This window comes from Vibrio coralliilyticus (assembly GCF_024449095.1).
Classification (GTDB): domain Bacteria; phylum Pseudomonadota; class Gammaproteobacteria; order Enterobacterales; family Vibrionaceae; genus Vibrio; species Vibrio coralliilyticus_A.
In genome coordinates this window covers 2,486,918-2,512,565 of sequence record NZ_CP024627.1, presented here as the reverse complement: position 1 = coordinate 2,512,565, position 25,648 = coordinate 2,486,918, and the positions used below count along the sequence as shown (strand labels likewise).

Genomic DNA, 25,648 nt, shown 5'->3' with positions numbered 1-25,648 from the left:
AAGGCAAAGGGTGATGAACCAATTGCCTTCTTTGTTTTTAACGCCGTTCTGCTAATTGAGTAATGCTAAATTTCCATTAGATATTGCTCACAGATTTGTGCTAGAATCCGGCGATTCTCACTTGATGAACATAGTTAAAGGAAGGCTTATGAAAGTGATCGAGGGTGGCTTCCCAGCGCCAAACGCAAAAATTGCTATCGTTATTTCTCGTTTCAACAGTTTTATTAACGAAAGTCTATTGTCTGGTGCAATCGATACTTTAAAGCGTCATGGACAAATCAGCGAAGATAACATCACTGTTGTTCGTTGTCCGGGTGCGGTTGAACTTCCATTGGTCGCTCAGCGCGTAGCAAAAACAGGCAAGTTTGATGCGATTGTATCATTGGGCACTGTTATTCGTGGCGGCACACCTCATTTTGACTATGTTTGTAGTGAATGTAACAAAGGCCTTGCGCAAGTGTCTCTGGAATACAGTCTTCCAGTGGCGTTTGGTGTATTGACCGTTGATACAATTGACCAAGCTATCGAGCGCGCAGGAACCAAGGCTGGTAATAAAGGTGCAGAGGCTGCACTAAGCGCACTTGAAATGATTAACGTTTTATCAGAAATCGATTCCTAATGGGGGCCAGTGTGAAACCAGCCGCACGTCGTAATGCACGTCGATTCGCTCTACAAGCGATCTACTCATGGCAAATTACTAAAGAGAATGTTGCCACTATTGAAGAGCAGTTTTTATCTGGTGGTAAGTATGATGAAGAAGAACATCATGCGGCAGAACCAGCGCTTGTTGCACCAGATACTGACGTTGCATACTTCCGTGACCTGCTAACAGGTGTTGTGCTAAGTCACACAGAGCTAGACAGCAAGATTCGTCCTTATACGGCACGTCCAATGCAAGATTTGGATATGATGGAGCTGGCTTTGCTTCGTCTTGCAATGTATGAAATGACACGTCGTGAAGATGTGCCATACAAAGTGGTGATCAACGAAGCTATCGAGCTAGCGAAAGTGTTCGCTGCGGAAGAGAGCCACAAGTTTGTCAATGGTGTGCTGGATAAAGCCGCACCGCACGTTCGCAAAAAATAAGCCGAATTGATAGAAAAAGGTCAGCACACGCTGACCTTTTTTATGCCTAACGTTACATTGAGTACTATGTCTGGTGAATTTAATTTAATCGAAAAGTATTTTGTCGGCCGTCAGCCTTCGCGTAAAGATGTCCTATTAGCTGCTGGGGATGATTGTGCTTTAGTCAAAGTGCCGGAAGGGCTGTCCGTTGCGATCAGTACGGACACCTTAGTTTCGGGGACGCATTTTCTCGCTGATGCCAACCCGGCTTGGGTCGCGCACAAAGCACTGGCTTCCAATATTAGTGATTTAGCCGCAATGGGAGCCACACCAGCTTGGGTCTCGTTTGCATTGACGATGCCAGAAGCAGATGAAGCTTGGTTAGCCCCTTTCTGTGAGGCGTTCTTTGAACTCGCAAACTATTATGGGATTCAACTGATAGGCGGTGATACGACTAAAGGGCCGTTGAGCTTAACACTGACGGTGCAAGGTTTGGTTGATCCTGATAAAGCTTTACGTCGTGATGGTGCTCAGGTCGGAGATTGGATTTACGTAACGGGAGATTTAGGGGATAGTAAAGCTGGGCTGGATGTGATTCTTGATGCGACACAGCGCACAAAGCCATTTGCGGAGGAGCTCGAGCAGCGCCATTATCTGTCTACACCTCGTGTTTTGGCTGGCCAGGCTTTGCTTAATTTAGCAAGTTCAGCAATTGATATTTCCGATGGCCTTATTTCTGATTTAAAACATATTCTCAAATGCTCTTCTGTTGGAGCAAGCCTTGACGTTGCTTTGTTACCTGTCTCTAATGAGTTGATTCAATTTTCTGGTTCATTAACCACAGCTCAACAATATGCTTTGTCTAGTGGAGAAGAGTACGAATTGTGTTTTACTGTACCAGAGCAAAACAAAGGCTCAATTGACAGTGCGCTCGCCCACTGCGGAGCTAAAATCAGCTGTATCGGTCAGATTCGTCCGGAAGGGATGTTTGATCTGCATCATCAGGGACAGGTATTAGATTGGGCCCTACAAGGCTATGACCATTTCAACCACAATAAGTAATTTCATGACAAACCCACTATCATTTATTTCTCTTAAAAACCCTTGGCATCTGCTGGCAACAGGCTTTGGCAGTGGGTTATCCCCTATAATCCCTGGTACGATGGGGACTTTGGCTGCAATTCCATTTTACTTACTTTTGGTTCAGATTCCCTTGCCTATGTATATTGTGGCGGTAATCGCTGCTTGTTTTATAGGTATTAAGGTATGCCAAGTGACATCGGATGACATGGGGGTTCATGACCATGGGGCCATTGTGTGGGATGAGTTTGCGGGCTTTTGGATCACTATGTTGGTCGTACCGTTGTTTCAACAGTCAAGCACCGATTGGAAATGGCTATTAACAGGGTTTGTTCTGTTTCGTTGCTTCGATATGATTAAGCCATGGCCTATCAGTTGGTTGGACGCTCGAGTACATGGTGGTTTCGGCATTATGCTCGATGATATTGTGGCTGGTGTGATGGCGGGGATCGCGCTTTACTTGGTCGGTAAGTACGCCGGCTGGCTAGTTTAGGAGCTATTTCTCATCCAATCATGTTTTAACTATGAACATAAAAATTGAAAAGGGTTGGTATTTATACCAACCCTTTGAATCATTTAATCTACTTCAGCTTTTCTAGATCCGCTTCGATTTCTGTGATTTTGCTTGAGACCACTTTCTCTAAGTGGCGCAGGTCAGAAAGAATTTTCTGTTTTATATCCACTTCAGCCAGCTGCTCTGGTTTAGTCAGTTTATTCAGCTCATCAATTACCAAGGTTAGGTTACGATTGATTTCTGTCACTTCCTTGTATTTATGGCTGCCACCATCAACAAGAACGTTTTTAACCTGGCGAGGGTATTTGAACTTCACGCTCTTAGCGAACAGTTCCCCTTTTTGCTTGTGGAAATAGATCTTTAACACATCCTTGTGCGCTTCTTGGCGTAGTGAATAGCGCTCAATCTGTTTAGGATCTTGAATACCTAAACCAGTGAGGTGTGGAAACATAGGCTACCTCTTTGTGTTGATTCAAAATCACCCTGTGGACTTATGCTCAGGGTGTACAAATATTGTTAACATCAATAATGTAGCAGCCTAATCACGTTGTAGATAGCTGATTTTTAGAGCGCCTGTGCAACTTGTGGGCAAGATCGCTAAGGGGCGAGCTCTGCCACATTCGCGATTAGGCTTTCTCTCAGTTGGGCTTCTTGCTCTTCAGTCAGTTTTCCGCCTTGTTCACTGGTAATAATAAATAAGTCTTCCGCTCGTTCGCCGATAGTCGTGATTTTGGCAGCGTGGAGGTGAAGGGAGAGGTCAGCAAAGGTCGCTCCTACCGTGGCGAGCAATCCGGGGGTATCTAAGGCGACAAACTCCATTAATGTGCGTTTTTTGCTTTTTGTTGGCAGAAAATCTACGCACGTTTTTACCTTAAAGTGCTGTAAGTTCCTTGGTACGCGGCGGGTTTTTATCTTGGTTGGGCGCCCGTCTTGCAGTACGTGCATTAAGTGCTTAATGACTGCTTTGTGTCGGTTCTCATCAATTACTTGTCCATGTTGGTCCAAGACCATAAAGGTGTCCAGAACATAGCCATCTTTACTGGTCATTACCTGTGCATCGTGCACATTAAAATTTCTCCTATCTAGCTCAGCGACCACGGTTGCAAACAGAGCATGTTGATCACGGCTGTAGACAAACACTTCTGTTCCCCCACGAGTGGCTTTCTTGGAAATCAGTATTAGAGGTTTGGAGTGGTCGTCATGGCGAAGTAGATGAGTACAGTGCCAAGCAATTTGCTTGTGGGTATGACGAAGGAAGTAATCCGCTTTGAAGCGTTGCCATAGCACTTCTATTTCACGTGCGTTAAAGCCTTCTTTGCGTAGCAAAGCGGAGGCCAGTTGCTGGTTATGGCGGATTCGTTCCCGAACGTCGACAGGGTTCTCTAGGCCTCTGCGAAGTGCTCTTTGCGTCGAATAAAACAGCTCAGCTAAAAGCGTTCGTTTCCAACTGTTCCATAACTCTGGGTTAGTTGCGCAAATATCGGCTACTGTTAAGCAAACCAAGTACTCAAGATACTCTTCGTCACGCACCTTTTTGGCAAACTCAGTAATGACTTCTGGATCATAAATATCACGGCGCTGTGCTGTCACTGACATCAATAGGTGATGTCTCACTAGCCAAGCCACTAATTTGGCTTCTGGTTTGGACAGGCCGTGCTCGATGCAGAAATCGTACGCTTCGCTTTCGCCTATAACTGAATGGTCACCACCACGCCCTTTACCGATATCATGAAAAATGGCGGCGATGATCAGTAGTTCTTTCTTCTGAATACGTGGGTAGACTTCACAGCATATAGGGTGCTTATCGTAATTTTCCGGGTTGGCAAAAGTGCTGATGTGTTTTAGTAGCCTCACACTGTGTTCATCAACGGTGTATACATGAAACAAATCAAACTGCATTTGACCGACGATCTGGCTCCATTGCGGGAGATAAGCGGCAAGAACACCGAGCTTATGCATCAAGCTAAACGCTTTATGTAGCGCGTTTGGATGTCGACAAAGTTCAATAAAGGTTTCTCGTGCTTCTGGAATCGTATGGAGGAATTTATTGAGGCGTCGCCGTGCCGTACGCAATTGGCGAAGAGTCGGTGGAGCGACCCCTTCGATGCTTGAATCATTGGCAATGTGCAGGAACATATCAAGAATGGTTTCTGGGCGAGCTTGAAACAACGCGGGTTTGCGGGCTTCGATCAAGTGTCCACGACGTTGAAAGTCATCGCTGAGAATTTCGGGTTCACTTTCGATGCCATTGTTGAGAATCGCTTGATCAAATAGCTTGAGTAGCATTTTATTCAGTTCTGCCACACGCCTCAGTGTGCGGTAGAACTCTTTCATCATCATTTCGACCCCGCGGTTTCCTTCGCCTTCAAAGCCAAGGCATTCCGCGACCTGAGCCTGATGAGCAAAAGTCAGCCGGTTGTCATATCGTTTTAGCTGTAAATGGAGCGCAAAACGCACTCGCCATAAATAATCCTGACACTCGACGAGCTCTCGATATTCCGCATCGGTTAAAAAACCATATTTGCTCATTTCTAGCAAAGAGGTGGCACCGAAGTGGCGGCGTGCCACCCAGCTTAGTGTGTGAATATCTCTTAGCCCACCGGGTGTTGATTTGATATCCGGTTCAAGGTTATAAGTCGTGTCATGATATCGAGCATGGCGATCTCGCTGCTCTTGTACTTTGGCTTTATAGAATGTTTCGCTCGGCCAAAAGGAGTCAGAATGCATTTCCAGTTTCAGCTTTTGGAACGTCTCTTCACAGCCGCACAGCAGCCTTGCCTCCTGAAGGTTGGTCGCAACGGTGAGATCGTCTCGTCCAATGGCGGCACACTGCTCGACGGTTCGCACTGCGTGGCCGATTTCTAATTTTAAATCCCATAGTAGAGTAATAAACTCACTGACTTTACTGGCTAGAACGTCAGGCAGGGAGTGTCGAGACACGACTAAGATATCGATATCAGACAGAGGGTGAAGCTCTCCTCTTCCATAACCACCAACGGCAACCAAGCTGATATTGGGCATTTCAGAGAAACCAAAATGTTGCCAGAGTCGATTAAGGAGTAAGTCTATATAGTCAGAGCGACCTAAGACGAGATCCGTTACTGGATGGTGATTGAGAAACTCTTGTTTCTGATAGAAGTAAAATTGCTCAAGTTGAGACTTGAGTTCATTAATTGAAATCTGCTCATCAGCAAATGTCAAAGGAGATTGAAAGGGCATACTGCAAATCCGTGCGAAACATCCATTAGATACCAATCTAACAAAATGAGGCAGATAAAAAAATATCCCCAATGATGTGGGGATATTTTATCGAACTTAGCGGGTTAAACTTAAACGTTGTTCATCATACGTGGAATTGTGTCATCACTGCGCAGCGTCATCACTTCACAGCCAGTTTTAGTCACTAAAATGGTGTGCTCGTACTGGGCTGATTTTTTACCGTCTCCAGTGTACACAGTCCAGTCATCCTCCGCATCAACCGTCACGCCAAACTTACCAGCGTTGATCATAGGTTCGATGGTGAAACACATCCCTTCTTTTAGTACGCGGCGATCGTTGTTTTTGTAATGAACTATTTGTGGCTCTTCATGGAACTCACTGCCAATACCGTGACCGCAGAAGTCTTTGACGATCGAGAACTTATTCCGTGGGTTCTTTTTGTTGTTTTCTTTAATGTATTTCTCTATCGCTGTACCGATATCACCAACCGTAGCCCCTGGCTTCACCTTACGCATACCGACATAGAGTGCTTCCTGAGTCACCATACACAAGCGCTTATCCGCTGGAGACACATCACCAACGAAGAACATTTTAGAAGTGTCGCCGTGATAACCTTGTGGGCGTACGCTGAGGTCGGCATTATCATCATTAGGTATGATTACAGTGATATCGACGTTGATGATATCGCCATTTTTAAGCACAGCAGGTTTGGGCTGGCCATTACTGCCAATTTCATCTTGCGATGCAGGGATACCATGACACACAATATGGTTGATAGATGTGCAAATTGACTTTGGGAATCCATGATAATCAAGTGGTGCGGAATAGGCGCCTTTTTCAATCCCGTAGTCGTGACAAATTTGGTTGAGCTCATCCGTTGTAACCCCTTCTTTAATATGGGGTTCGATCATTTCAAGGATCTCTGCGGCTAACGCGCCTGCGATACGCATACGTTCGATTTCTTCAGCGGTTTTAATCTTGATTGACATCGGCTTTCTCTATTTCATTCGGTAGCACTCTTTGGTGCGAATGGGCGCATTCTATCAGGAACCACAACTAATGAGAATGATTCTTCATGAAGCTTTATACGCATATCGGGTAGTTTAGAGTTAGTCGTCATAAGTGATAATCGTTTTTTTACTAGTCACAGAGGGTGAAAATATGGTATAAAGCGCGCCGGAAATGTGGTCAGTTCTCTTCACTTCTTTTTGAAATCGGCGAAGCTGGTCAGTTCCACATAAACTTTTATCTTTAAATCACACACATTCCGTCACATATTCCGGGGTGCTGGGCAGAAGCCTAGTCGGAGTTATGGGGGATGTGGAGGCCTAACCCCATAGAGGATTTTAAAATGGCAACTGTATCAATGCGCGATATGCTTAAAGCTGGTGTTCACTTCGGTCACCAGACTCGTTACTGGAACCCAAAAATGAAGCCATTCATCTTTGGTGCTCGTAACAAAGTTCATATCATCAACCTAGAAAAAACGGTACCAATGTTCAACGACGCTCTAGCTGAGCTAGCTAAAGTTGGCGAAAAGAAAGGTAAAGTTCTATTTGTAGGTACTAAGCGCGCTGCATCTGAAGCTGTTAAAGAAGCTGCTGTTGCAAGCAACCAGTTCTACGTTAACAACCGCTGGTTAGGCGGTATGCTAACAAACTACAAAACTGTTCGTCAGTCTATCAAGCGTCTAAAAGACCTAGAAGCACAGTCTCAAGACGGTACTTTTGACAAACTAACTAAGAAAGAAGCTCTAATGCGTACTCGTGAAATGGAGAAGCTAGAGAAATCTCTTGGTGGTATCAAAGATATGGGCGGCCTACCAGACGCTCTATTCGTAATCGACGCTGATCACGAGCACATCGCAGTTAAAGAAGCAAACAACCTAGGTATCCCAGTTTACGCTGTAGTTGATACTAACTCTAACCCAGATGGCGTTGACTTCGTTATCCCTGGTAACGATGACGCAATCCGTGCGGTACAGCTATACCTAAACGCTGCTGCTTCTGCAGTAACTGAAGGTCGTAACAAAGACGTCGCTGCAGCTGCTGAAAAAGATGGTTTCGTAGAAGCTGAATAATAGCGGCTCCGAGTCACACTTAGATTATGTGCAATCTAGTTGCAGCATAAACTGAGTTATAGTTATCAGCAGGGGCCGAAAATGTAGGCCCCTGTTTTTTACCAAATCCAGATTAAACTGAGGAATAGAGAATGGCTGTTACTGCTGCTCTAGTTAAAGAACTGCGCGACCGTACTGGCGCAGGCATGATGGAATGTAAGAAAGCGCTTGTTGAAACTAACGGCGACATCGAACTAGCAATCGAAAACATGCGTAAATCAGGTGCTGCAAAGGCTGCTAAAAAAGCAGGTAACGTAGCGGCTGAAGGCGCAATCATCATCAAAGAAGACAACGGCGTTGCTGCTCTTCTTGAAGTTAACTGCCAAACTGACTTCGTTGCTAAAGATGCTAACTTCACTGCATTTGCAGAGAAAGTGGCAGCTGACGCTCTAGCTTCTAAAGCTTCTGTTGAAGAGCTAGTTGCTAAATTCGAAGAAGAGCGTGTTGCTCTAGTTGCTAAAATTGGTGAAAACATCAACATCCGTCGCGTTCAATACGTTGAAGGTGCTGCTATCGCTTCTTACCGTCACGGTGAGAAAATCGGTGTAGTTGTTGCTGGTGAAGGCGACGCTGAAACTCTTAAGCACGTTGCAATGCACGTAGCGGCTTCTCGTCCAGAGTACGTAAACCCAGAAGACGTACCAGCTGACGTAGTTGAAAAAGAGAAAGCGGTTCAAGTAGAAATCGCGATGAACGAAGGCAAACCAGCTGAAATCGCAGAGAAAATGGTTGTTGGCCGCATGAAGAAATTCACAGGCGAAATCTCTCTGACTGGTCAAGCATTCGTTATGGAACCTAAGAAATCTGTAGGTGAAATCCTAAAAGAACGCGGTGCTTCAGTTGCAACATTCGTTCGTCTAGAAGTCGGTGAAGGTATCGATAAAGGCGAAGAAATGAGCTTCGCTGACGAAGTAGCAGCAGCTCAAAAAGGTTAATCCTTAGAGAAGCGCACAAAGTTTAGACCGTAGCCAAGGCTGCGGTCTTTTTACGATTGGCGTCTAAATGATTAATCGTGATGAATGGGCAAGAGAACAGCGTTTTTCACAAAAATAGATGCTTGTCTATTCATGACTGTTAATCAACAACAACTCTCTTTTGGAAGGTAAACTCCATGACTACGAACCCTAAACCAGCGTATCAACGTATTCTGTTAAAACTGAGTGGTGAAGCACTTCAAGGCGAAGAAGGTTTTGGTATTGATCCAGCGATCTTGGATCGTATGGCTCAAGAAGTAAAAGAACTGGTTGAACTGGGTGTTCAGGTAGGTGTGGTTATCGGTGGTGGTAACCTATTCCGTGGTGCAGGACTGGCTGAAGCGGGTATGAACCGTGTTGTTGGTGACCACATGGGTATGTTAGCAACAGTAATGAATGGTTTAGCGATGCGTGATGCTTTGCACCGTGCATACGTAAATGCTCGTGTTATGTCCGCAATCCCACTGAAAGGTGTGTGTGACGATTACAACTGGGCAGATGCCATCCGCGAACTGCGCCAAGGCCGTGTTGTTATCTTCTCAGCAGGTACAGGTAACCCATTCTTCACGACAGATTCAGCTGCATGTCTACGCGGAATTGAAATTGAAGCTGACGTAGTTCTAAAAGCGACAAAAGTTGATGGTGTATTTACGGCTGACCCTGTAGCCAACCCTGACGCAGAGCTGTATGATAAGCTTTCTTACGCAGAAGTTCTTGATAAAGAACTAAAAGTGATGGATTTAGCAGCATTTACACTGGCTCGTGACCACAAAATGCCTATCCGCGTATTCAATATGAACAAACCAGGTGCACTGCGTCGCGTGGTGATGGGTGAAGCAGAAGGTACTCTGATTAGCACTGCTGAATAATTCATTCAACCGCAGCGTGACTAATTCATGCTGCGGTATTGCCTTTTGAAGAATCCTGATTAGGCTTTCTTCTGAAAGAATTGCACATTTAAGGTGATATTGTGATTAACGAAATCAAACAAGACGCTCAAGAGCGCATGGAAAAAAGCGTAGAAGCGCTTAAGAATAACCTTTCTAAAGTACGTACAGGTCGTGCTCACCCGAGTTTACTGTCTGGTATTTCGGTGGAGTACTATGGTGCACCAACGCCTCTGAATCAGGTCGCAAACGTCGTCGCTGAAGATGCTCGTACTTTGGCAATCACAGTATTTGATAAAGAGCTAACGCCTAAAGTGGAAAAAGCGATCATGATGTCTGACCTAGGCTTAAACCCTATGTCTGCCGGCACTATTATTCGCGTTCCTCTACCACCGTTAACGGAAGAGCGTCGTAAAGACCTTGTTAAAATCGTTCGTGGTGAAGCTGAAGGTGGCCGTGTTGCGATTCGCAATATCCGTCGTGATGCGAATGGTGAACTTAAAGCACTACTAAAAGATAAAGAGATTTCTGAAGACGAAGATCGTAAAGGTCAGGAGGAGATTCAGAAAATCACCGACGCAGCTGTTAAGCAAGTCGATGAAGTATTAGCGGCAAAAGAAAAAGAGTTGATGGAAGTTTAATTCCATCCAGACTCTGGATACAGAGAACGCTGTGCTCGCAGCACAGCGTTTTTTTATGCTACTCTTTGTCCCCTGCTGGTAATCATAAATCCTTGTATGCAAAACTCTCAACTCTCACCAGAATCACTTCCTAAACACATTGCAATCATCATGGACGGCAACGGCCGATGGGCAAAAGCTCAGGGTAAACCGCGTGTCTTTGGTCATAAAAATGGTGTTGCTGCGGTTAGAAAAACCATTTCAACGTCTGCTAAATTGGGTATCAAGGCTGTCACTCTCTTTGCTTTTAGTAGTGAAAATTGGCGTCGACCTGAAGAGGAGGTTGGTGTTTTGATGGAGCTGTTCATTACGGTTCTATCGACAGAAGTGAAAAAGCTGCACAAAAACAATTTACGTTTACGTGTGATTGGCGACAAGAGCCGCTTTAATGAACGCTTACAGAAGAAGATAGCTCAAGCGGAAGCACTCACTGCCGGTAATAGTGGTATGGTGATTAATATTGCTGCGAACTACGGTGGAAAGTGGGACATTGTAGAGGCAACGAAAGAGATTGCCGCTAAAGTAGCCAACGGTGAGATCAGTGCAAATGAGGTGAATGAAGAGTTGGTTACTCAGCATTTAACGATGTCAGATTTGCCAGAAGTTGATTTGTTGATTAGAACCAGCGGTGAATGCCGTATTAGTAATTTTATGTTGTGGCAAATGGCTTATGCTGAAATGTACTTCACGCCAATTTACTGGCCCGAGTTCGATGAAAACAGCTTGATTGAAGCAGTGACTTGGTTTGTTAATCGAGAAAGACGATTTGGTTGCACCGGTGAACAAATCAAGGCATTGATGGAAAGCGATTAAAGGAATCAAGTTTGAAACAAAGAATTATAACCGCGCTTATCCTTGCTCCTTTAGTGATACTCGGCATTTTTGAATTATCGCTACCACTATTCATGCTCGCGATTGCTGCAGTGACTGCCATTGGTTATTGGGAGTGGACTCAATTTGTCGAGTATAAAACACGTATAATGGCGTTAATTCCAAGCGTCGTAGTAAGTGTCGCCACTTTAATAGTGATTCCGTTTGATGCTCTAAGCTTAAATGCGGTAACGGAAAGCCACTTAACAGTGTTATTAATAGGCGGTTTATGGTGGGTTGCATCCAGCGGCTTAGCCATCACTTACCCAAATTCGGCCAAATTTTGGCAAAACTCGAACTTACTTCGCCATCTTTTTGGTATTTTGACACTACTGCCCTTTTTTTGGAGTGTATTGCTACTGCGTGCCGAAGGCATCCACCAAGATACGTACCATGGCGCTAAGTTGGTTCTATTTGTGTGTTTTATTGTCTGGGCAGCAGACAGCGGTGCTTATTTCGCAGGAAAGAGCTTCGGCAAACGTAAAATGGCGCCTCATGTCAGCCCGAACAAGACCATTGAAGGTTTGGTTGGCGGTGTTGTGACGGCTATTATTGTTGCCTGGGCGACGGCTAACTGGTTTGAGATTGAATTTAGTAGCCCCATTGCGATGGTTATGATCACCTTAGTGACAGTGGTGATATCTGTGCTGGGTGATTTAGTGGAAAGTATGTTCAAGCGTGTTTCTGGTATTAAAGACAGCAGTAATATTATTCCAGGACACGGTGGTGTATTGGATCGCATTGACAGTTTGACCGCGGCTTTCCCGGTCTTTGCTCTTCTTTATTTTGTTTTCTAATTTTAGGCAGATTGAGATCTGCCTCCTTACTTTCACTGGTTTCTTGCTATGCGTAAGCTGACAATTTTAGGTGCAACTGGCTCTATTGGTGACAGCACTTTTAAAGTTATTGAACAGAACCCCGAACAGTTTTCGATTGTTGCGCTTGCAGCAGGGAATAATGTCGAGAAGATGCGCCAACTTTGCCAAAAGTGGCAACCTAAATACGCTGTGATGGCGAGCGATAGTGCGGCCATGAAGCTTAAAGGCCAACTGCAAGAGCTTAAACTTTCAACTGAAGTGTTAGCGGGCCAAGAAGCGATGATGCACATTTCGTCGTTTGATGAAGTCGACACGGTTATGGCCGCGATTGTCGGTGCGGCCGGGCTATTACCGACTATGTCGGCAGTGAAAGCGGGCAAACGCGTATTACTCGCTAACAAAGAAGCTTTGGTCATGTCTGGGCAGTTGTTCATCGATGCTGTAAACACTCATGATGCTGAACTGATGCCAGTAGATAGTGAGCATAATGCGATTTTCCAGTGCCTCCCCGAGGCGATTCAAACAAATCTTGGCAGCTGTGATTTAGAAAAGCAGGGCATCCAGCACATTCTCTTGACTGGCTCTGGTGGTCCTTTTCGTTACAGTGATGTGAGTACCTTGTCATCTGTCACTCCAGAACAAGCTATCGCTCACCCTAATTGGTCAATGGGGCCAAAGATCTCCGTTGATTCTGCAACCATGATGAATAAAGGATTGGAGTATATTGAGGCGAAATGGCTGTTTAATGCCCGTCGTGAACAGCTCAAAGTGTTGATTCATCCGCAATCTGTGATTCACTCTATGGTGCAATACAAAGATGGCTCTTTATTAGCTCAGATGGGTGAACCCGATATGGCCACACCTATTGCACTCACGTTGTCTTACCCTGAAAGGGTTTCCTCGGGTGTCGCGCCTTTGGACTTCACAAAAATTGCTGAGCTGACGTTTCTTGAGCCCGACTTTAGTCGTTATCCTTGCCTTAAACTTGCGATTGATGCTTGCTATGAAGGTCAGCATGCTACAACGGCTCTCAATGCTGCAAATGAAATTGCGGTAGAAGCTTTCCTTTCACACCATCTTAAATTCACCGATATTGCAGTGGTGAATGAACGGGTAGCAAATCACGTGTGCTCTAAGAATCGCCAATCTGATTGTGATAACTTGGAAAGCATCTTAGAGCTGGATAAAATGGCGCGAGATTTGGCTATTGAAACCATTAAAGAGCGTACACTATGACTGGGATTTTGTGGAACTTCGCCTCGTTTATCATTGCATTAGGCATTTTAGTTGCCGTGCATGAATTCGGCCATTTCTGGGTTGCACGTCGCTGTGGCGTTAAAGTAGAAAAATTTTCTATTGGTTTCGGTAAGTCAATTTGGAGCAAGATTGGCAAAGACGGTATTGAGTATAGCATTTCAATTATTCCATTAGGCGGTTACGTCAAAATGCTTGATGGGCGAGTTGATGACGTGCCAGAAGGACAAAAAGAACAGGCGTTTGATACTCAGCCTTTGTGGAAGCGAACTTCTATCGTTGCTGCTGGACCAGCCTTTAACTTTTTCTTTGCCGTGTTCGCTTACTGGTTGGTTTTCATGATTGGTGTGCCGGCAGTTAAGCCTGTGGTTGGTCAGGTTGAGCCTCATTCCATCGCTGCCGAAGCGGGTTTAGAGTCTGGCATGGAACTAAAAGCCGTCTCTGGCGTCAAAACTCCGGATTGGGAATCGGTTAACATGGGATTAATTGCTCACATCGGTGATGAGCAATTAACGATGACAGTCACGCCAGCCGATGGCATTGGGGTTGAAGAAGTGCGGACCTTTGACCTATCTACTTGGAACTTTGATCCAGAAAACGAGTCTGCTATGTCAGCACTTGGTTTTAAGCCTTTTACTCCTGAAATCTCAACCACATTAGCGACGGTTTCTGAGGGGGGAGCAGGCGAAGTGGCAGGCTTACAAGCTGGAGATAAGTTGATTGCAGCTAACGGTAAACCAATCACCAGTTGGCAGCAAGTGGTTGATCTTATCCAAGGGCATCCGAATCAAGTGGTTGACTTACAAATTGAACGAGCAGGTGTGACACAAAACCTGACCCTTATTCCTGATAGCCGTGAGCTTGCAGATAAGCGAACGATAGGATTTGCAGGAATCGCTCCTGAAGTCGCAGAATGGCCTGAAAACTATCGCTTCGAACTTCAATTTGGTGTATTTGAGTCAATCGGCAAAGCGATTGAAAAAACCGGACAAATTATTGACCTAACAATCAGCATGTTGAAAAAACTGATTGTAGGGGATGTGGGATTAAACAACTTAAGTGGGCCGATCTCGATTGCAAAAGGCGCAGGAACTACAGCGGATTACGGTTTGGTGTATTTCCTTGGTTTCCTTGCGTTGATCAGTGTTAACTTAGGTATCATAAACCTTGTGCCATTACCTATGTTGGATGGTGGACATTTATTGTTTTTTGCTATTGAGGCAGTGATCAGACGCCCTGTACCTGAACGCATTCAGGAGATGGGGTACCGCGTAGGCGGGGCAATTATTTTCTCTCTAATGGCAGTGGCGATATTTAATGATTTTGCTCGTCTGTAGCTGGGCAAAGGTTGTAGTAAGGAATAACTAAAACAAACATGGCGATGAAAAAAATTCTATTTGCCACGCTACTGGCAACAAGCGTGAGTGCAAATGGTGCCGAAAACTTTGTTGTTGAAGACATTCAAATTGATGGGCTACAGCGTGTTGCACTGGGTGCGGCATTGCTTAAAATGCCAGTACGTATCGGTGATACGGTCGATAGTCAGGATGTGTCCGAAATTATTAAGGCTTTGTACGCTTCAGGTAACTTTGAAGACATCAAGGTTTTGCGTGATGGTAATCAGCTGTTGGTTCAAGTCAAAGAGCGACCAACGATTGCAAATATCTCGTTTTCTGGCAATAAGGCGATTAAAGAAGAGCAGTTACAGCAAAACCTCGATGCGTCAGGTGTTCGAGTGGGCGAAGCTCTGGATCGCACCACGCTTTCGAATATTGAGAAAGGCCTCGAAGATTTCTATTACAGCGTAGGTAAGTACAACGCAACGGTAAAGGCGGTTGTCACTCCTCTTCCTCGTAATCGTTCAGACTTAAAGTTTGTTTTCTCTGAAGGTGTCTCGGCGAAAATTCAACAAATTAACTTTATCGGTAACGATGTGTTTACGGATGAAGAGCTACTGAGTCGCTTTAATTTGAATGTCGATGTGGCTTGGTGGAATTTCCTGTCTGATGATAAATACCAGAAACAAGTCCTTGCTGGTGATATTGAGGCCCTCAAGTCCTATTATTTAGACCGTGGCTACCTTAAGTTCAAAGTTGATTCGACACAGGTTGCAATTTCTCCAGACAAGAAGGGTGTTTATATTACCTTAGCCGTTGATGAAGGCCTTCCATACACGGTTAAGGATGTAAAATTCCGCGGTGAATTGATTGGTAAAGAGGCTGAATTTGAGGCTTTAGTACCGTTTGAAAGTGGCGATGTTTATAACGGTTCTCAAGTGACGAGCTTAGAAGAAAGTGTGAAACGTGTGCTTGGTGAAGCCGGTTACGCCTATCCTCAAGTTCGTACTATCCCAGAATTCGATGATGAAACTCAGCAGGTTTCTTTAGTGGTTAATGTTGAGGCTGGCCAACGTATTTACGTCCGCGATATTCGCTTTGTCGGTAACAATGCGACTAAAGATGAAGTCTTACGTCGTGAAATGCGTCAAATGGAAGGCAGTTGGCTGAATTCAAAATCGATTGAAACGGGTAAGAATCGATTAAGTCGTCTTGGCTACTTTGAAACCGTCGATGTTCAGACTGTTCGTGTTCCAGGCAGTGAAGACCAAGTTGATCTTGTCTACAACGTTAAGGAAGCTAACTCAGGAAGTGTAAACTTCGGTATCGGATACGGTACTGAGTCTGGTGTGAGTTTCCAAGTTGGTTTGCAACAAGATAACTTCCTAGGCTCTGGCAACCGCGTTGGTATTAGCGCGATGATGAACGATTACCAAAAGAACGTCAGTCTGGATTATCGTGACCCATACTGGAACCTTGATGGTGTGAGCTTAGGCGGTAAGATTTTCTATAACACGTTTGAAGCTTCTGAAGCGGGGATCGTTGACTATACCAATGAAAGTTATGGTACTAGCCTGACGTGGGGTTTCCCGGTTGACGAGTTGAATAGCCTAGAGTTTGGTATTGGCTATACACACAATAAGATTGGTAATGTTCCAACTTATGATCAGGCCCAATTGTTTGCTCAGAGTATTGGCCAGCCAAATGGGGATATCATTACCAACGATTTTGATTTGAATGTTTCTTGGACACGCAATAATCTGAACCGTGGTTTCTTCCCAACGGCCGGTAACTATCAACGTGCATTTGCTAAAGCAACGATTCCAAGCTCTGATGCTCAGTACTTCAAAGTTCAGTATGACGTTCGTCAATATGTCCCCCTCACTAAAAAGCATGAGTTTACGTTATTGATGCGTGGACGTTTGGGCTACGGTAATGGTTATGGTCAAACGGATGGCAACGATAACCTATTCCCATTCTATGAAAACTACTATGCAGGGGGCTTCACCTCACTGCGTGGTTTCCGCTCTAATTCGGCGGGCCCAAAAGCGGTTTATACGAAGACTTCAGGATCTTGTGGTAACAATGGTTGTGTCGATGCAACAGATGACTCTGTTGGTGGTAATGCGGTTGCATTAGCCAGCATGGAGCTTATCGTTCCTACGCCATTTGCCTCAGATGAAGCTCGCAGCCAGATTCGAACTAGTTTGTTCGTTGATGCTGCAAGCGTGTGGGATACCGAGTTTGTTTATCGTGAAGGGGTTAATGATCCTTATTACAATGATTACTCAGATCCAACCAACTATCGAGCGTCATACGGTGCTGCTTTGCAGTGGATGTCGCCAATGGGGCCTTTGGTCTTCTCAATAGCTAAACCAATTAAAATCTATGAAGGTGATGACGAAGAATTCTTCACTTTCACTATCGGCAGAACCTTCTAAACATATACAGAGGAATATACAGTGAACAAAATGATTAAAGCGGCTGGATTGAGCCTTGTAGTGATGTCATCTTCTTTCTTCGCGAATGCAGCAGAAGCGGCACAAAAAATTGGCTACATTAATACAGCACAAGTGTTTCAGGCGCTTCCTCAACGTGAAGTAGTACTGCAAAAAATGCAGCAAGAGTTCAAAGATAAGGCTGATGAGCTAAAATCTATCCAAGCTGAAGCGAAAACGAAAATTGAAAAGCTACAGCGTGATGGTGAACTACTTGGCCAAGATGAAGTAGAAAAACTACGTGTTGAAGTTGCTCAGCTTGATAGTAAATACAAAATCAAAGCACAGGCGCTTGAAAAGGCATCAGCACGCCGTGAGAACGAAGAAAAACAGAAGCTATTCAAAGTGATTCAGGACGCAGTAAAGAAAGTGGCTGAAAAAGAAGGCTACGATATCGTTGTTGATATTCAAACCATGCAATATGGCAAACCTGAATATAATATTTCTGAGAAAGTAATTAACGCACTTAAGTAATTGACTATGGCAGCACTCACTTTAGCCGATTTGGCAAACATTACCGGGGGTGAACTGCATGGTGACGCACAAGCTGAGGTCACTATGGTCGCTCCGATGGATAAGGCTCAGAAAGGTCATGTCACTTTTTTGTCTAATCCTAAATACGCCAAGCACCTAGCTGATTGTATGGCTACGGTGGTAATGGTGAAAGAAGCTCAACGTGAGTTATGCTCGGGTAACGTTTTGGTTGTCGATGACCCATATGTTGCTTTTGCTAAAGTGACTCAAGCATTAGATGTTACTCCTGCACCCGCAGAGGGGATATCGCCTTCTGCAGTAATTGCTGATGATGCAGTAATTGGTGCGAATGTCTCTGTTGGTGCTAATGCTGTGATTGAAGCTGGTGTGCAGCTAGCCGATAACGTGGTGATTGGTGCCGGCTGTTTCATTGGTAAAAATGCCCAAATTGGTACCAATACTAAGCTTTGGTCAAATGTGAGTATCTATCATGAAGTTATTATTGGTTGTGATTGCTTAATTCAATCGAATACCGTGATTGGCTCTGATGGTTTTGGCTATGCCAACGAAAAAGGTGAATGGATCAAGATTCCACAACTTGGTACGGTGAGAATTGGTAATCGTGTTGAGATTGGCGCTTGTACTACTATCGATCGCGGAGCCTTGGATGATACCGTCATTGAAGATAATGTTATCATTGATAACCAAATGCAGATCGCTCACAACGTACACATCGGATATGGTTCAGCTATGGCTGGTGGTACAGTGGTTGCGGGCAGTACTAAGATTGGGAAATATTGCATTATTGGTGGAGCGACTGTCATCAATGGCCATATCGAGATTGCCGATGGTGTGACCATTACCGGAATGGGAATGGTGATGCGAAGCATTGAAGAAAAAGGCATGTATTCTTCAGGTATTCCGCTACAACCGAATAAAGAATGGCGTAAAACTGCCGCGCGTGTTCATCGAATTGATGAGATGAACAAACGCCTCAAAGCAATTGAAAAGCAGTTAGCGCAGGAAGACAACGAATAACCCAACTTTTATTAAAAAGACTCGCGATGTGCGGGTCTTTTTTTCTGACTCATTCCGTGGACTCAATAGAACAACGCCCGCGAGCGTGCTTAGCATATTGAGAGGACTTGGGTATAATGCCTGCCAGTTAATTTAGCATTCAATATAGGAATATGACTTTGACTACTGAAAACAAAACGATGAACATCACTGAAATCCAAGAGCTGTTACCGCATCGCTATCCATTTTTGTTGATTGATCGTGTGATTGATTTCCAAGAGGAAAAATACCTAACTGCGATCAAAAACGTTTCAGTGAATGAGCCTCAGTTTACAGGTCATTTCCCTCAACTTCCGGTATTCCCTGGTGTCTTGATCCTTGAGGCGATGGCACAAGCGACGGGGTTACTGGCGTTCAAATCGTTTGGTGCACCTTCTGAAAATGAACTGTATTACTTCGCGAGCGTGGATGGTGCAAAATTCCGCAAACCAGTGACACCAGGCGATCAACTCGTTATTGAAGTAGAATTCATTAAAGAGCGCCGTGGCATTGCTGCATTTAATGGTGTAGCAAAAGTAGACGGTGACGTTGTATGTTCAGCAGAACTTAAGTGTGCTCGTCGAGAGTTTTAATATGATTCATGAAACAGCTCAAGTCCATCCTTCCGCTGTCATTGAAGGTGATGTGCAAATCGCTGCCAACGTGACTGTGGGGCCGTTTACCTACATTTCTGGAAAGATTGAGATAGATGAAGGCACAGAGGTCATGTCGCATGTGGTGATCAAAGGTCATACTACGATTGGTAAAGACAACCGTATATTTCCTCACGCCGTAATTGGTGAAGAAAACCAAGATAAGAAATATGGCGGTGAAGACACCACTGTGGTGATAGGCGATCGCAATGTGATTCGTGAAGCGGTTCAGATCCATCGTGGTACGGTGCAAGATAAAGCCACCACTGTGATTGGCGATGATAATCTTCTGTGTGTGAATGCACACATTGCTCATGATGTGATAGTCGGCAACCATACCCATGTTGGTAACAACGCCATCTTGGGTGGTCACGTGACCGTGGAAGATCACGCGGGTGTCATGGCGCTTTCGGCTATCCATCCATTCTGTAAAGTCGGTGCTTATAGCTACATTGGTGGCTGTTCTGCAGTAGTCAAAGATGTTCCGCCTTACGTATTGGCACAAGGTAACCATGCGACACCATTTGGGTTGAATTTAGTGGGCTTGCAGCGTAATGGCTTCGAAAAAAGTGAATTGCGTGCTTTGCGTAACGCTTATAAAGAGTTTTATCGTGCGGGTAAAACTCAAGCTGAAGCGAAAGAAGTATTGTTGGAAATGGCACAGCAATGGCCCTCTATCCAGCACTTTATCGACTTTGTTGAAAGTTCAGAGCGTGGCGTTATTCGCTAAGTGTCACTGAATTCAGTTAAAAGATCGCAGCCTTTGGTTGCGGTCTTTTTGTGTTTTTGAGGTTAGGGATATGGACAATAATAAGCCACTTCGAGTCGGAATCATTGCAGGGGAGCTATCTGGAGATACGTTAGGCGAAGGCTTTATCAAAGCCGTTAAGCAGCAATATCCTGATGCAGAGTTTGTTGGTATTGGTGGGCCTAAGATGATCGCGCAAGGTTGTGAGTCTTTGTTCGATATGGAAGAGCTGGCGGTAATGGGGCTCGTGGAAGTCTTAGGTAGACTCCCTCGCTTATTAAAAGTCAAAGCTGAGTTGGTTCGTTATTTCACCGAAAACCCACCGGATGTGTTTATCGGTATTGATGCACCAGATTTCAATTTACGACTAGAACTTGACCTTAAAAATGCAGGCATTACAACCGTACATTATGTCAGCCCGTCAGTATGGGCTTGGCGTCAGAAACGCATTTTTAAGATTGAAGCGGCCACCAATTTGGTGTTGGCTTTTTTGCCATTTGAAAAAGCGTTTTATGATAAATACCAAGTGCCTTGTGAATTTATCGGTCACACTCTGGCTGACGCGATTCCATTAGAGTCTCCCCAAGTACCTGCGCGGGAGTTGCTTGGACTTGAACAAGATAAAAAGTGGTTGGCGGTGTTGCCGGGTAGCCGTGGTAGTGAACTGAATATGTTGGCTGAGCCTTTCATCAAAGCTTGCAAGCGGCTACATCTGAAGCACCCTGAGTTGGGCTTTGTCGTTGCTTTGGTCAATGAAAAGCGTCGAGAACAATTTGAACAAGCATGGCAGACTTTCGCTCCGGAGCTGGATTTTAGATTGGTCAATGATACCGCTCGTAACGTGATAACGGCCTCTGACGCAGTGATGCTAGCTTCAGGGACGGTTGCGCTTGAGTGTATGTTGATCAAACGTCCCATGGTGGTTGGTTACCGTGTCAATGCATTTACCGCTTTCTTAGCACGTAGAATGCTCAAAACTCAATATGTGTCGTTACCGAATATTCTTGCTGATGAGCTGTTAGTCAAAGAGCTGCTACAAGAAGAATGTACGCCGGAAAATCTAGCATCAGAAGTTGAAAAACTGCTAGGTAATCAAGGTGAGTGTATGATCGAGAAATTTACCGAGATGCATCATTGGATTCGTAAAGGTGCCGATGCACAAGCCGCTAGCGCCGTATTGAAACTAATAGGTAAGTAGTCCTAATGACAAAAGAAAAGAAAGAGTTACCGCCATTTGAGTGCCCTTCTGGGTATCGATTCATTGCAGGTGTAGATGAAGTTGGTCGTGGGCCTCTAGTGGGAGATGTCGTGACTGCCGCGGTTATCTTGGATCCTTTGAACCCGATTGAGGGATTGAATGATTCGAAAAAGTTGACGGAAAAAAAGCGCTTAGCTCTGTTACCCGAAATCAAAGAAAAAGCACTCGCTTGGGCGGTTGGGCGTTGCTCTCCAAGTGAAATCGATCAGCTCAATATTCTACAAGCGACTATGGTCGCAATGCAGAGAGCAATTGAAGGGCTGAATGTAACGCCTGACCTCGCTCTTATCGATGGTAACCGGGTGCCTAATTTGCCTATGGACGCGATTGCGGTGGTTAAAGGGGATATGCGTGTAGCTGAAATTAGCGCCGCTTCGATCATTGCCAAGGTGGTACGCGATCAGGAAATGGAAGACCTAGACAAATTGCATCCAGAATTTGGCTTCGCTAAGCATAAAGGTTATCCGACCAAAGCGCATTTTGAAGCGATTGAGCAACATGGTGTGATTGACCAGCATCGTAAAAGCTTTAAGCCAGTGAAAACGGCATTGGGTATAGATTAGAAACCCTTAGTGTCTGGGGTATATCTAAGTTTTTATATCACGTAAAATACCCCATTATCTCTCCAATTATCCACAATTGCGGAAGCATTCATGTCAGATCCTAAATTTATTCACTTAAAAGTTCACAGTGACTTTTCCATGGTTGACGGCCTATCTAAAGTGCCTCCTTTGGTTAAGAAAGTGGCGGAAATGGGAATGCCGGCCATGGCCCTGACCGATTTCACCAACTTATGTGGGCTAGTGAAGTTTTATGGTACTGCTCATAGTTGCGGAGTAAAGCCGATTATTGGTGCTGACTTCGCAATGCAATCTGCGGAATTTGGCGATGAGCTGACCAAGCTGACTGTCTTGGCTGCTGACAATGAAGGGTATAAAAACCTGACCTTGTTGATTTCTAAAGCTTACTTACGTGGTCATGTTCAGCATCAACCTGTGATTGATAAGCAATGGCTGGCCGAGCTATCCGCAGGGTTAATTGTTTTATCTGGGGGTAAAAATGGTGAGATAGGTAAAGCACTGCTGAAAGGTAACCAGACCATGGCTCATAGCTGTGCTAAGTTCTACCAGCAGCATTTTGCTGATCGCTTTTTCCTTGAACTGACGCGAACGGGGCGCGCAGATGAAGAGACCTATCTACATTTCGCTTTAGATTTTGCAGAACAAGCGCAGCTACCTGTCGTGGCCACCAATGATGTCGTGATTCTTGATGAATCGACCTTTGATGCGCATGAAATTCGAGTGGCGATTCATGATGGTTATACATTAGAAGATCCACGTAGGCCGAAAAACTACAGTGCTCAGCAATATCTTCGCAGTGAACAAGAAATGTGTGAATTATTCGCAGACATTCCTGAAGCACTCGAGAACAGTGTTGAAATTGCTAAGCGTTGTAATGTGACCGTTCGACTCGGTGAGTATTTCTTGCCAGCATTTCCGACAGAGGGAATGGAAGAAACCGAGTTTTTGGTCAAAAAGTCACAAGAGGGCCTTGAAGAACGTCTTGAGTTTTTATTTCCAGACCCACAAGTGAGAGCCGAACGTCGACCTGAGTACGATGAACGCCTTAAGGTTGAGCTGGAAGTCATCAATAATATGGGGTTCCCAGGTTACTTCCTGATCGTAATGGAGTTTATTCAGTGGTCTAAAGATAATGACATTCCTGTTGGTCCGGGGCGTGGTTCGGGTGCGGGTTCATTGGTTGCCTATGCTCTTAAGATCACCGATCTTGACCCTCTAGAATATGACCTTCTTTTCGAACGTTTTCTTAACCCAGAACGTGTTTCCATGCCCGATTTCGACGTCGACTTTTGTATGGATAAACGCGATCAGGTGATCGATCACGTCGCTGAAATGTATGGGCGTGATGCCGTTTCACAGATCATTACTTTTGGTACGATGGCGGCGAAAGCGGTTATTCGTGATGTTGGCCGAGTTCTCGGCCACCCGTTTGGTTTTGTTGACCGTATTTCAAAGCTGGTTCCACCTGATCCGGGAATGACATTAGAAAAGGCGTTTAAAGCTGAGCCAGCATTGGCGGAACTTTACGAAGCTGATGAAGAAGTCAAAGAGCTTATCGATATGTGTCGTATCCTTGAAGGATGTACACGTAATGCGGGTAAGCATGCAGGTGGCGTGGTTATCTCGCCAACTACTATCACCGACTTTGCGCCGATTTATGCCGATGCGGAAGGGCACTTTCCTGTCACCCAATTTGATAAAAACGACGTTGAAACTGCTGGTTTGGTTAAGTTTGACTTTCTTGGCCTTCGCACTCTTACCATCATCGACTGGGCTCTTGGCTTGATCAACCCGCGTCTTGAGAAACAAGGCCAAGCGCCTGTTCGGATTGAATCTATTCCTCTCGATGACGCTGCATCTTTCCGCCTTTTGCAAAACTCAGAGACCACTGCGGTGTTCCAGCTGGAATCTCGTGGGATGAAGGAACTTATCAAGCGCTTACAACCAGACTGTTTTGAAGACATCATCGCACTGGTGGCATTGTTCCGACCGGGGCCGCTTCAGTCGGGCATGGTTGATAACTTCATCGACCGTAAGCACGGCCGCGAGGCGATTTCTTACCCCGATGAAACTTGGCAACATGAATCCCTCAAGGATACGTTAGATCCCACCTACGGCATCATCTTGTATCAAGAACAGGTGATGCAGATTGCTCAGATCCTCGCTGGCTATACGCTAGGTGGTGCGGACATGCTGCGCCGAGCGATGGGTAAGAAAAAACCTGAAGAAATGGCCAAGCAGCGTGCTGTATTTAAAGAAGGTGCGGTGAATAACGGCGTCGATGGCGAATTGGCGATGAAAATCTTCGATTTGGTGGAGAAGTTTGCTGGTTACGGCTTTAACAAATCTCACTCAGCCGCTTACGCTTTGGTGTCATATCAAACATTATGGCTTAAGACCCATTATCCAGCGGAGTTTATGGCAGCCGTTATGACGGCTGATATGGACAACACCGAAAAAGTGGTCGGTTTGGTGGATGAATGTTTCCGCATGAAGCTGAAAGTGTTGCCTCCGGACATTAATGCGGGCCTTTATCGATTTAATGTCGATGAAAATGGCGCAATTGTTTACGGTATCGGGGCTATCAAAGGGGTTGGAGAAGGTCCAATTGAAGCGATTCTAGAAGCCCGTAACAAAGATGGTCACTTCAAAGACTTGTTTGATTTCTGTGCGCGAATTGATCTTAAAAAAGTCAACAAGCGTGTGATCGAAAAGTTGATTTACGCTGGCGCCCTTGATCGATTAGGCCCACATCGTGCAGCGATGATGGCATCTCTTGACGATGCCGTTAAAGCGGCCAGTCAATATCACCAAGCGGAGGCGTTTGGTCAAAGTGATTTGTTTGGTGTCTTGACGGAAGCGCCAGAAGAAGTTGAGCATAAATACACCAAGGTTCCCGCGTGGCCAGAAAAAGTTTGGCTGGAAGGAGAACGTGATACACTTGGCTTATATTTGACTGGACACCCAATAAATTCCTATATAAAGGAACTGGGTAAGTACACCAGTTGTCGATTAAAAGACGCGACACCGACAAGGCGCGATCAAAGTGTGACTATTGCTGGTCTGGTGATTGCTGCGCGAGTGATGACGACCAAGCGTGGAACGCGTATTGGTATCATGACACTCGACGATCGCAGCGGACGTATGGAAGTGATGTTGTTCTCTGACGCACTTGAAAGGTATGCTGAGCTGCTCGAACAAGACAAAATTTTGGTCGTTTCTGGACAGGTCAGCTTTGATGATTTCAATGGTGGTCTTAAAATGTCCGCGCGCGAGGTTATGGATCTCGGTACAGCACGTGAAAAATACGCACGTGGCTTATCAGTATCGATTGAAGAATCTCAAATCGACGAACAATTTTTTGAGCGCTTTAGTAAGATACTAGAGCCTTACAAAGCAGGAAGTGTTCCTGTCCACATATACTACCAGCGTAGTGATGCACGAGCGCGCTTAACGTTAGGTACGGAATGGCGTGTGACGCCTAGTGACGAATTAATAGACAATTTGAAACAGCTGCTTGGTAAGAGCCAAGTAGAACTCGAATTTAACTAAGTTCGGCAGTC

The 25,648-nt window shown here is 45.1% G+C and carries 23 protein-coding genes; 20 read left to right on the top strand and 3 right to left on the bottom strand.

Features of this window, described 5'->3' with window-relative positions:
- Positions 1-148: 148 nt before the first annotated feature.
- The 4 genes from ribH (at position 149) to pgpA (ending at position 2,638) form a co-directional block, all read left to right on the top strand.
- Positions 149-619, top strand: coding sequence for a 6,7-dimethyl-8-ribityllumazine synthase (gene ribH, locus CTT30_RS11880; RefSeq protein ID WP_006957919.1), 471 nt, complete (start codon positions 149-151; stop codon positions 617-619).
- Positions 619-1,086, top strand: coding sequence for a transcription antitermination factor NusB (gene nusB, locus CTT30_RS11875; protein WP_006957918.1), 468 nt, complete (start codon positions 619-621; stop codon positions 1,084-1,086). The genes ribH and nusB overlap by 1 nt, the downstream gene beginning before the upstream one ends.
- 66 nt (positions 1,087-1,152) lie before the next feature.
- Positions 1,153-2,127, top strand: a complete 975-nt coding sequence (gene thiL, locus CTT30_RS11870) for a thiamine-phosphate kinase (RefSeq protein WP_252035239.1) — start codon at positions 1,153-1,155, stop codon at positions 2,125-2,127.
- Positions 2,128-2,131: 4 nt separating this feature from the next.
- Entirely contained in the window at positions 2,132-2,638 is a 507-nt protein-coding gene (gene pgpA, locus CTT30_RS11865; RefSeq protein WP_252035238.1) for a phosphatidylglycerophosphatase A, read from the top strand.
- A gap of 88 nt (positions 2,639-2,726) precedes the next feature.
- Here the strand turns inward: pgpA and CTT30_RS11860 are convergent, their stop codons facing one another.
- From CTT30_RS11860 to map, 3 genes are all read right to left on the bottom strand, one after another.
- On the bottom strand, positions 2,727-3,110 hold the full coding sequence (locus CTT30_RS11860; protein ID WP_239865010.1) for a DUF3461 family protein: 384 nt from the start codon (positions 3,108-3,110) through the stop codon (positions 2,727-2,729).
- Between the two features lie 146 nt (positions 3,111-3,256).
- Positions 3,257-5,878, bottom strand: coding sequence for a bifunctional uridylyltransferase/uridylyl-removing protein GlnD (glnD, locus tag CTT30_RS11855; protein WP_252035237.1), 2,622 nt, complete (start codon positions 5,876-5,878; stop codon positions 3,257-3,259).
- A 110-nt stretch (positions 5,879-5,988) separates the two neighbouring features.
- Positions 5,989-6,867: a type I methionyl aminopeptidase gene (map, locus tag CTT30_RS11850; RefSeq protein ID WP_239838408.1), complete on the bottom strand. Its 879-nt coding sequence runs from the start codon at positions 6,865-6,867 to the stop codon at positions 5,989-5,991.
- A gap of 362 nt (positions 6,868-7,229) precedes the next feature.
- On the opposite strand from map, the gene rpsB reads away from it, so the two are divergent.
- The 16 genes from rpsB (at position 7,230) to dnaE (ending at position 25,637) form a co-directional block, all read left to right on the top strand.
- Entirely contained in the window at positions 7,230-7,958 is a 729-nt protein-coding gene (rpsB, locus tag CTT30_RS11845; protein WP_006957912.1) for a 30S ribosomal protein S2, read from the top strand.
- A gap of 131 nt (positions 7,959-8,089) precedes the next feature.
- Entirely contained in the window at positions 8,090-8,932 is an 843-nt protein-coding gene (gene tsf, locus CTT30_RS11840) for a translation elongation factor Ts (protein WP_239875235.1), read from the top strand.
- Between the two features lie 176 nt (positions 8,933-9,108).
- The gene (gene pyrH / locus CTT30_RS11835; RefSeq protein WP_239838406.1) at positions 9,109-9,840 is read left to right on the top strand and encodes a UMP kinase; all 732 of its coding nucleotides are present in this window, start codon (positions 9,109-9,111) and stop codon (positions 9,838-9,840) included.
- 101 nt (positions 9,841-9,941) lie between these two features.
- Entirely contained in the window at positions 9,942-10,499 is a 558-nt protein-coding gene (gene frr / locus CTT30_RS11830) for a ribosome recycling factor (protein ID WP_239838405.1), read from the top strand.
- A 96-nt stretch (positions 10,500-10,595) separates the two neighbouring features.
- Positions 10,596-11,351, top strand: coding sequence for an undecaprenyl pyrophosphate synthase (gene uppS, locus CTT30_RS11825; protein ID WP_239838404.1), 756 nt, complete (start codon positions 10,596-10,598; stop codon positions 11,349-11,351).
- An 11-nt stretch (positions 11,352-11,362) separates the two neighbouring features.
- Positions 11,363-12,205: a phosphatidate cytidylyltransferase gene (locus tag CTT30_RS11820; protein WP_252035236.1), complete on the top strand. Its 843-nt coding sequence runs from the start codon at positions 11,363-11,365 to the stop codon at positions 12,203-12,205.
- Positions 12,206-12,253: 48 nt separating this feature from the next.
- Positions 12,254-13,462 (top strand): 1-deoxy-D-xylulose-5-phosphate reductoisomerase, encoded by a 1,209-nt coding sequence (ispC, locus tag CTT30_RS11815; RefSeq protein ID WP_252035235.1) that lies wholly within the window; start codon positions 12,254-12,256, stop codon positions 13,460-13,462.
- Complete coding sequence (gene rseP / locus CTT30_RS11810) at positions 13,459-14,817, top strand: sigma E protease regulator RseP (protein WP_252035234.1); 1,359 nt, start codon at positions 13,459-13,461, stop codon at positions 14,815-14,817. The genes ispC and rseP overlap by 4 nt, the downstream gene beginning before the upstream one ends.
- Before the next feature lie 38 nt (positions 14,818-14,855).
- The gene (bamA, locus tag CTT30_RS11805) at positions 14,856-17,258 is read left to right on the top strand and encodes an outer membrane protein assembly factor BamA (protein WP_252035233.1); all 2,403 of its coding nucleotides are present in this window, start codon (positions 14,856-14,858) and stop codon (positions 17,256-17,258) included.
- Between the two features lie 30 nt (positions 17,259-17,288).
- A complete protein-coding gene (locus tag CTT30_RS11800) occupies positions 17,289-17,789 on the top strand; it encodes an OmpH family outer membrane protein (protein WP_239838454.1) in 501 nt (166 codons plus the stop codon).
- 6 nt (positions 17,790-17,795) lie between these two features.
- Positions 17,796-18,827 carry a UDP-3-O-(3-hydroxymyristoyl)glucosamine N-acyltransferase gene (gene lpxD / locus CTT30_RS11795; protein ID WP_239864996.1) on the top strand — a complete coding sequence of 344 codons (1,032 nt, stop codon included), beginning with the start codon at positions 17,796-17,798 and terminating at the stop codon, positions 18,825-18,827.
- Between the two features lie 158 nt (positions 18,828-18,985).
- Positions 18,986-19,438, top strand: a complete 453-nt coding sequence (gene fabZ / locus CTT30_RS11790; protein WP_239838398.1) for a 3-hydroxyacyl-ACP dehydratase FabZ — start codon at positions 18,986-18,988, stop codon at positions 19,436-19,438.
- 1 nt (position 19,439) lies between these two features.
- Positions 19,440-20,228: an acyl-ACP--UDP-N-acetylglucosamine O-acyltransferase gene (gene lpxA, locus CTT30_RS11785; protein WP_252035232.1), complete on the top strand. Its 789-nt coding sequence runs from the start codon at positions 19,440-19,442 to the stop codon at positions 20,226-20,228.
- 70 nt (positions 20,229-20,298) lie between these two features.
- Positions 20,299-21,444: a lipid-A-disaccharide synthase gene (gene lpxB / locus CTT30_RS11780; protein ID WP_252035231.1), complete on the top strand. Its 1,146-nt coding sequence runs from the start codon at positions 20,299-20,301 to the stop codon at positions 21,442-21,444.
- Between the two features lie 5 nt (positions 21,445-21,449).
- On the top strand, positions 21,450-22,067 hold the full coding sequence (gene rnhB, locus CTT30_RS11775) for a ribonuclease HII (RefSeq protein WP_252035230.1): 618 nt from the start codon (positions 21,450-21,452) through the stop codon (positions 22,065-22,067).
- A gap of 90 nt (positions 22,068-22,157) precedes the next feature.
- Positions 22,158-25,637 carry a DNA polymerase III subunit alpha gene (dnaE, locus tag CTT30_RS11770; protein WP_252035229.1) on the top strand — a complete coding sequence of 1,160 codons (3,480 nt, stop codon included), beginning with the start codon at positions 22,158-22,160 and terminating at the stop codon, positions 25,635-25,637.
- Positions 25,638-25,648: the final 11 nt, after the last annotated feature.

Excerpts from the sequence above, each read along its gene's own strand:
- lpxD (WP_239864996.1), top strand. The coding sequence starts at position 17,796 with ATGGCAGCACTCACTTTAGCCGATTTGGCAAACATTACCGGGGGTGAA.
- glnD (WP_252035237.1), bottom strand. The coding sequence starts at position 5,878 with ATGCCCTTTCAATCTCCTTTGACATTTGCTGATGAGCAGATTTCAATT.
- ribH (WP_006957919.1), top strand. The coding sequence starts at position 149 with ATGAAAGTGATCGAGGGTGGCTTCCCAGCGCCAAACGCAAAAATTGCT.
- dnaE (WP_252035229.1), top strand. The coding sequence starts at position 22,158 with ATGTCAGATCCTAAATTTATTCACTTAAAAGTTCACAGTGACTTTTCC.
- tsf (WP_239875235.1), top strand. The coding sequence starts at position 8,090 with ATGGCTGTTACTGCTGCTCTAGTTAAAGAACTGCGCGACCGTACTGGC.
- rpsB (WP_006957912.1), top strand. The coding sequence starts at position 7,230 with ATGGCAACTGTATCAATGCGCGATATGCTTAAAGCTGGTGTTCACTTC.
- CTT30_RS11800 (WP_239838454.1), top strand. The coding sequence starts at position 17,289 with ATGATTAAAGCGGCTGGATTGAGCCTTGTAGTGATGTCATCTTCTTTC.
- rnhB (WP_252035230.1), top strand. The coding sequence starts at position 21,450 with ATGACAAAAGAAAAGAAAGAGTTACCGCCATTTGAGTGCCCTTCTGGG.
- map (WP_239838408.1), bottom strand. The coding sequence starts at position 6,867 with ATGTCAATCAAGATTAAAACCGCTGAAGAAATCGAACGTATGCGTATC.
- lpxB (WP_252035231.1), top strand. The coding sequence starts at position 20,299 with ATGGACAATAATAAGCCACTTCGAGTCGGAATCATTGCAGGGGAGCTA.
- ispC (WP_252035235.1), top strand. The coding sequence starts at position 12,254 with ATGCGTAAGCTGACAATTTTAGGTGCAACTGGCTCTATTGGTGACAGC.
- bamA (WP_252035233.1), top strand. The coding sequence starts at position 14,856 with ATGGCGATGAAAAAAATTCTATTTGCCACGCTACTGGCAACAAGCGTG.
- pyrH (WP_239838406.1), top strand. The coding sequence starts at position 9,109 with ATGACTACGAACCCTAAACCAGCGTATCAACGTATTCTGTTAAAACTG.
- pgpA (WP_252035238.1), top strand. The coding sequence starts at position 2,132 with ATGACAAACCCACTATCATTTATTTCTCTTAAAAACCCTTGGCATCTG.
- thiL (WP_252035239.1), top strand. The coding sequence starts at position 1,153 with ATGTCTGGTGAATTTAATTTAATCGAAAAGTATTTTGTCGGCCGTCAG.
- nusB (WP_006957918.1), top strand. The coding sequence starts at position 619 with ATGGGGGCCAGTGTGAAACCAGCCGCACGTCGTAATGCACGTCGATTC.
- CTT30_RS11860 (WP_239865010.1), bottom strand. The coding sequence starts at position 3,110 with ATGTTTCCACACCTCACTGGTTTAGGTATTCAAGATCCTAAACAGATT.
- lpxA (WP_252035232.1), top strand. The coding sequence starts at position 19,440 with ATGATTCATGAAACAGCTCAAGTCCATCCTTCCGCTGTCATTGAAGGT.
- rseP (WP_252035234.1), top strand. The coding sequence starts at position 13,459 with ATGACTGGGATTTTGTGGAACTTCGCCTCGTTTATCATTGCATTAGGC.
- uppS (WP_239838404.1), top strand. The coding sequence starts at position 10,596 with ATGCAAAACTCTCAACTCTCACCAGAATCACTTCCTAAACACATTGCA.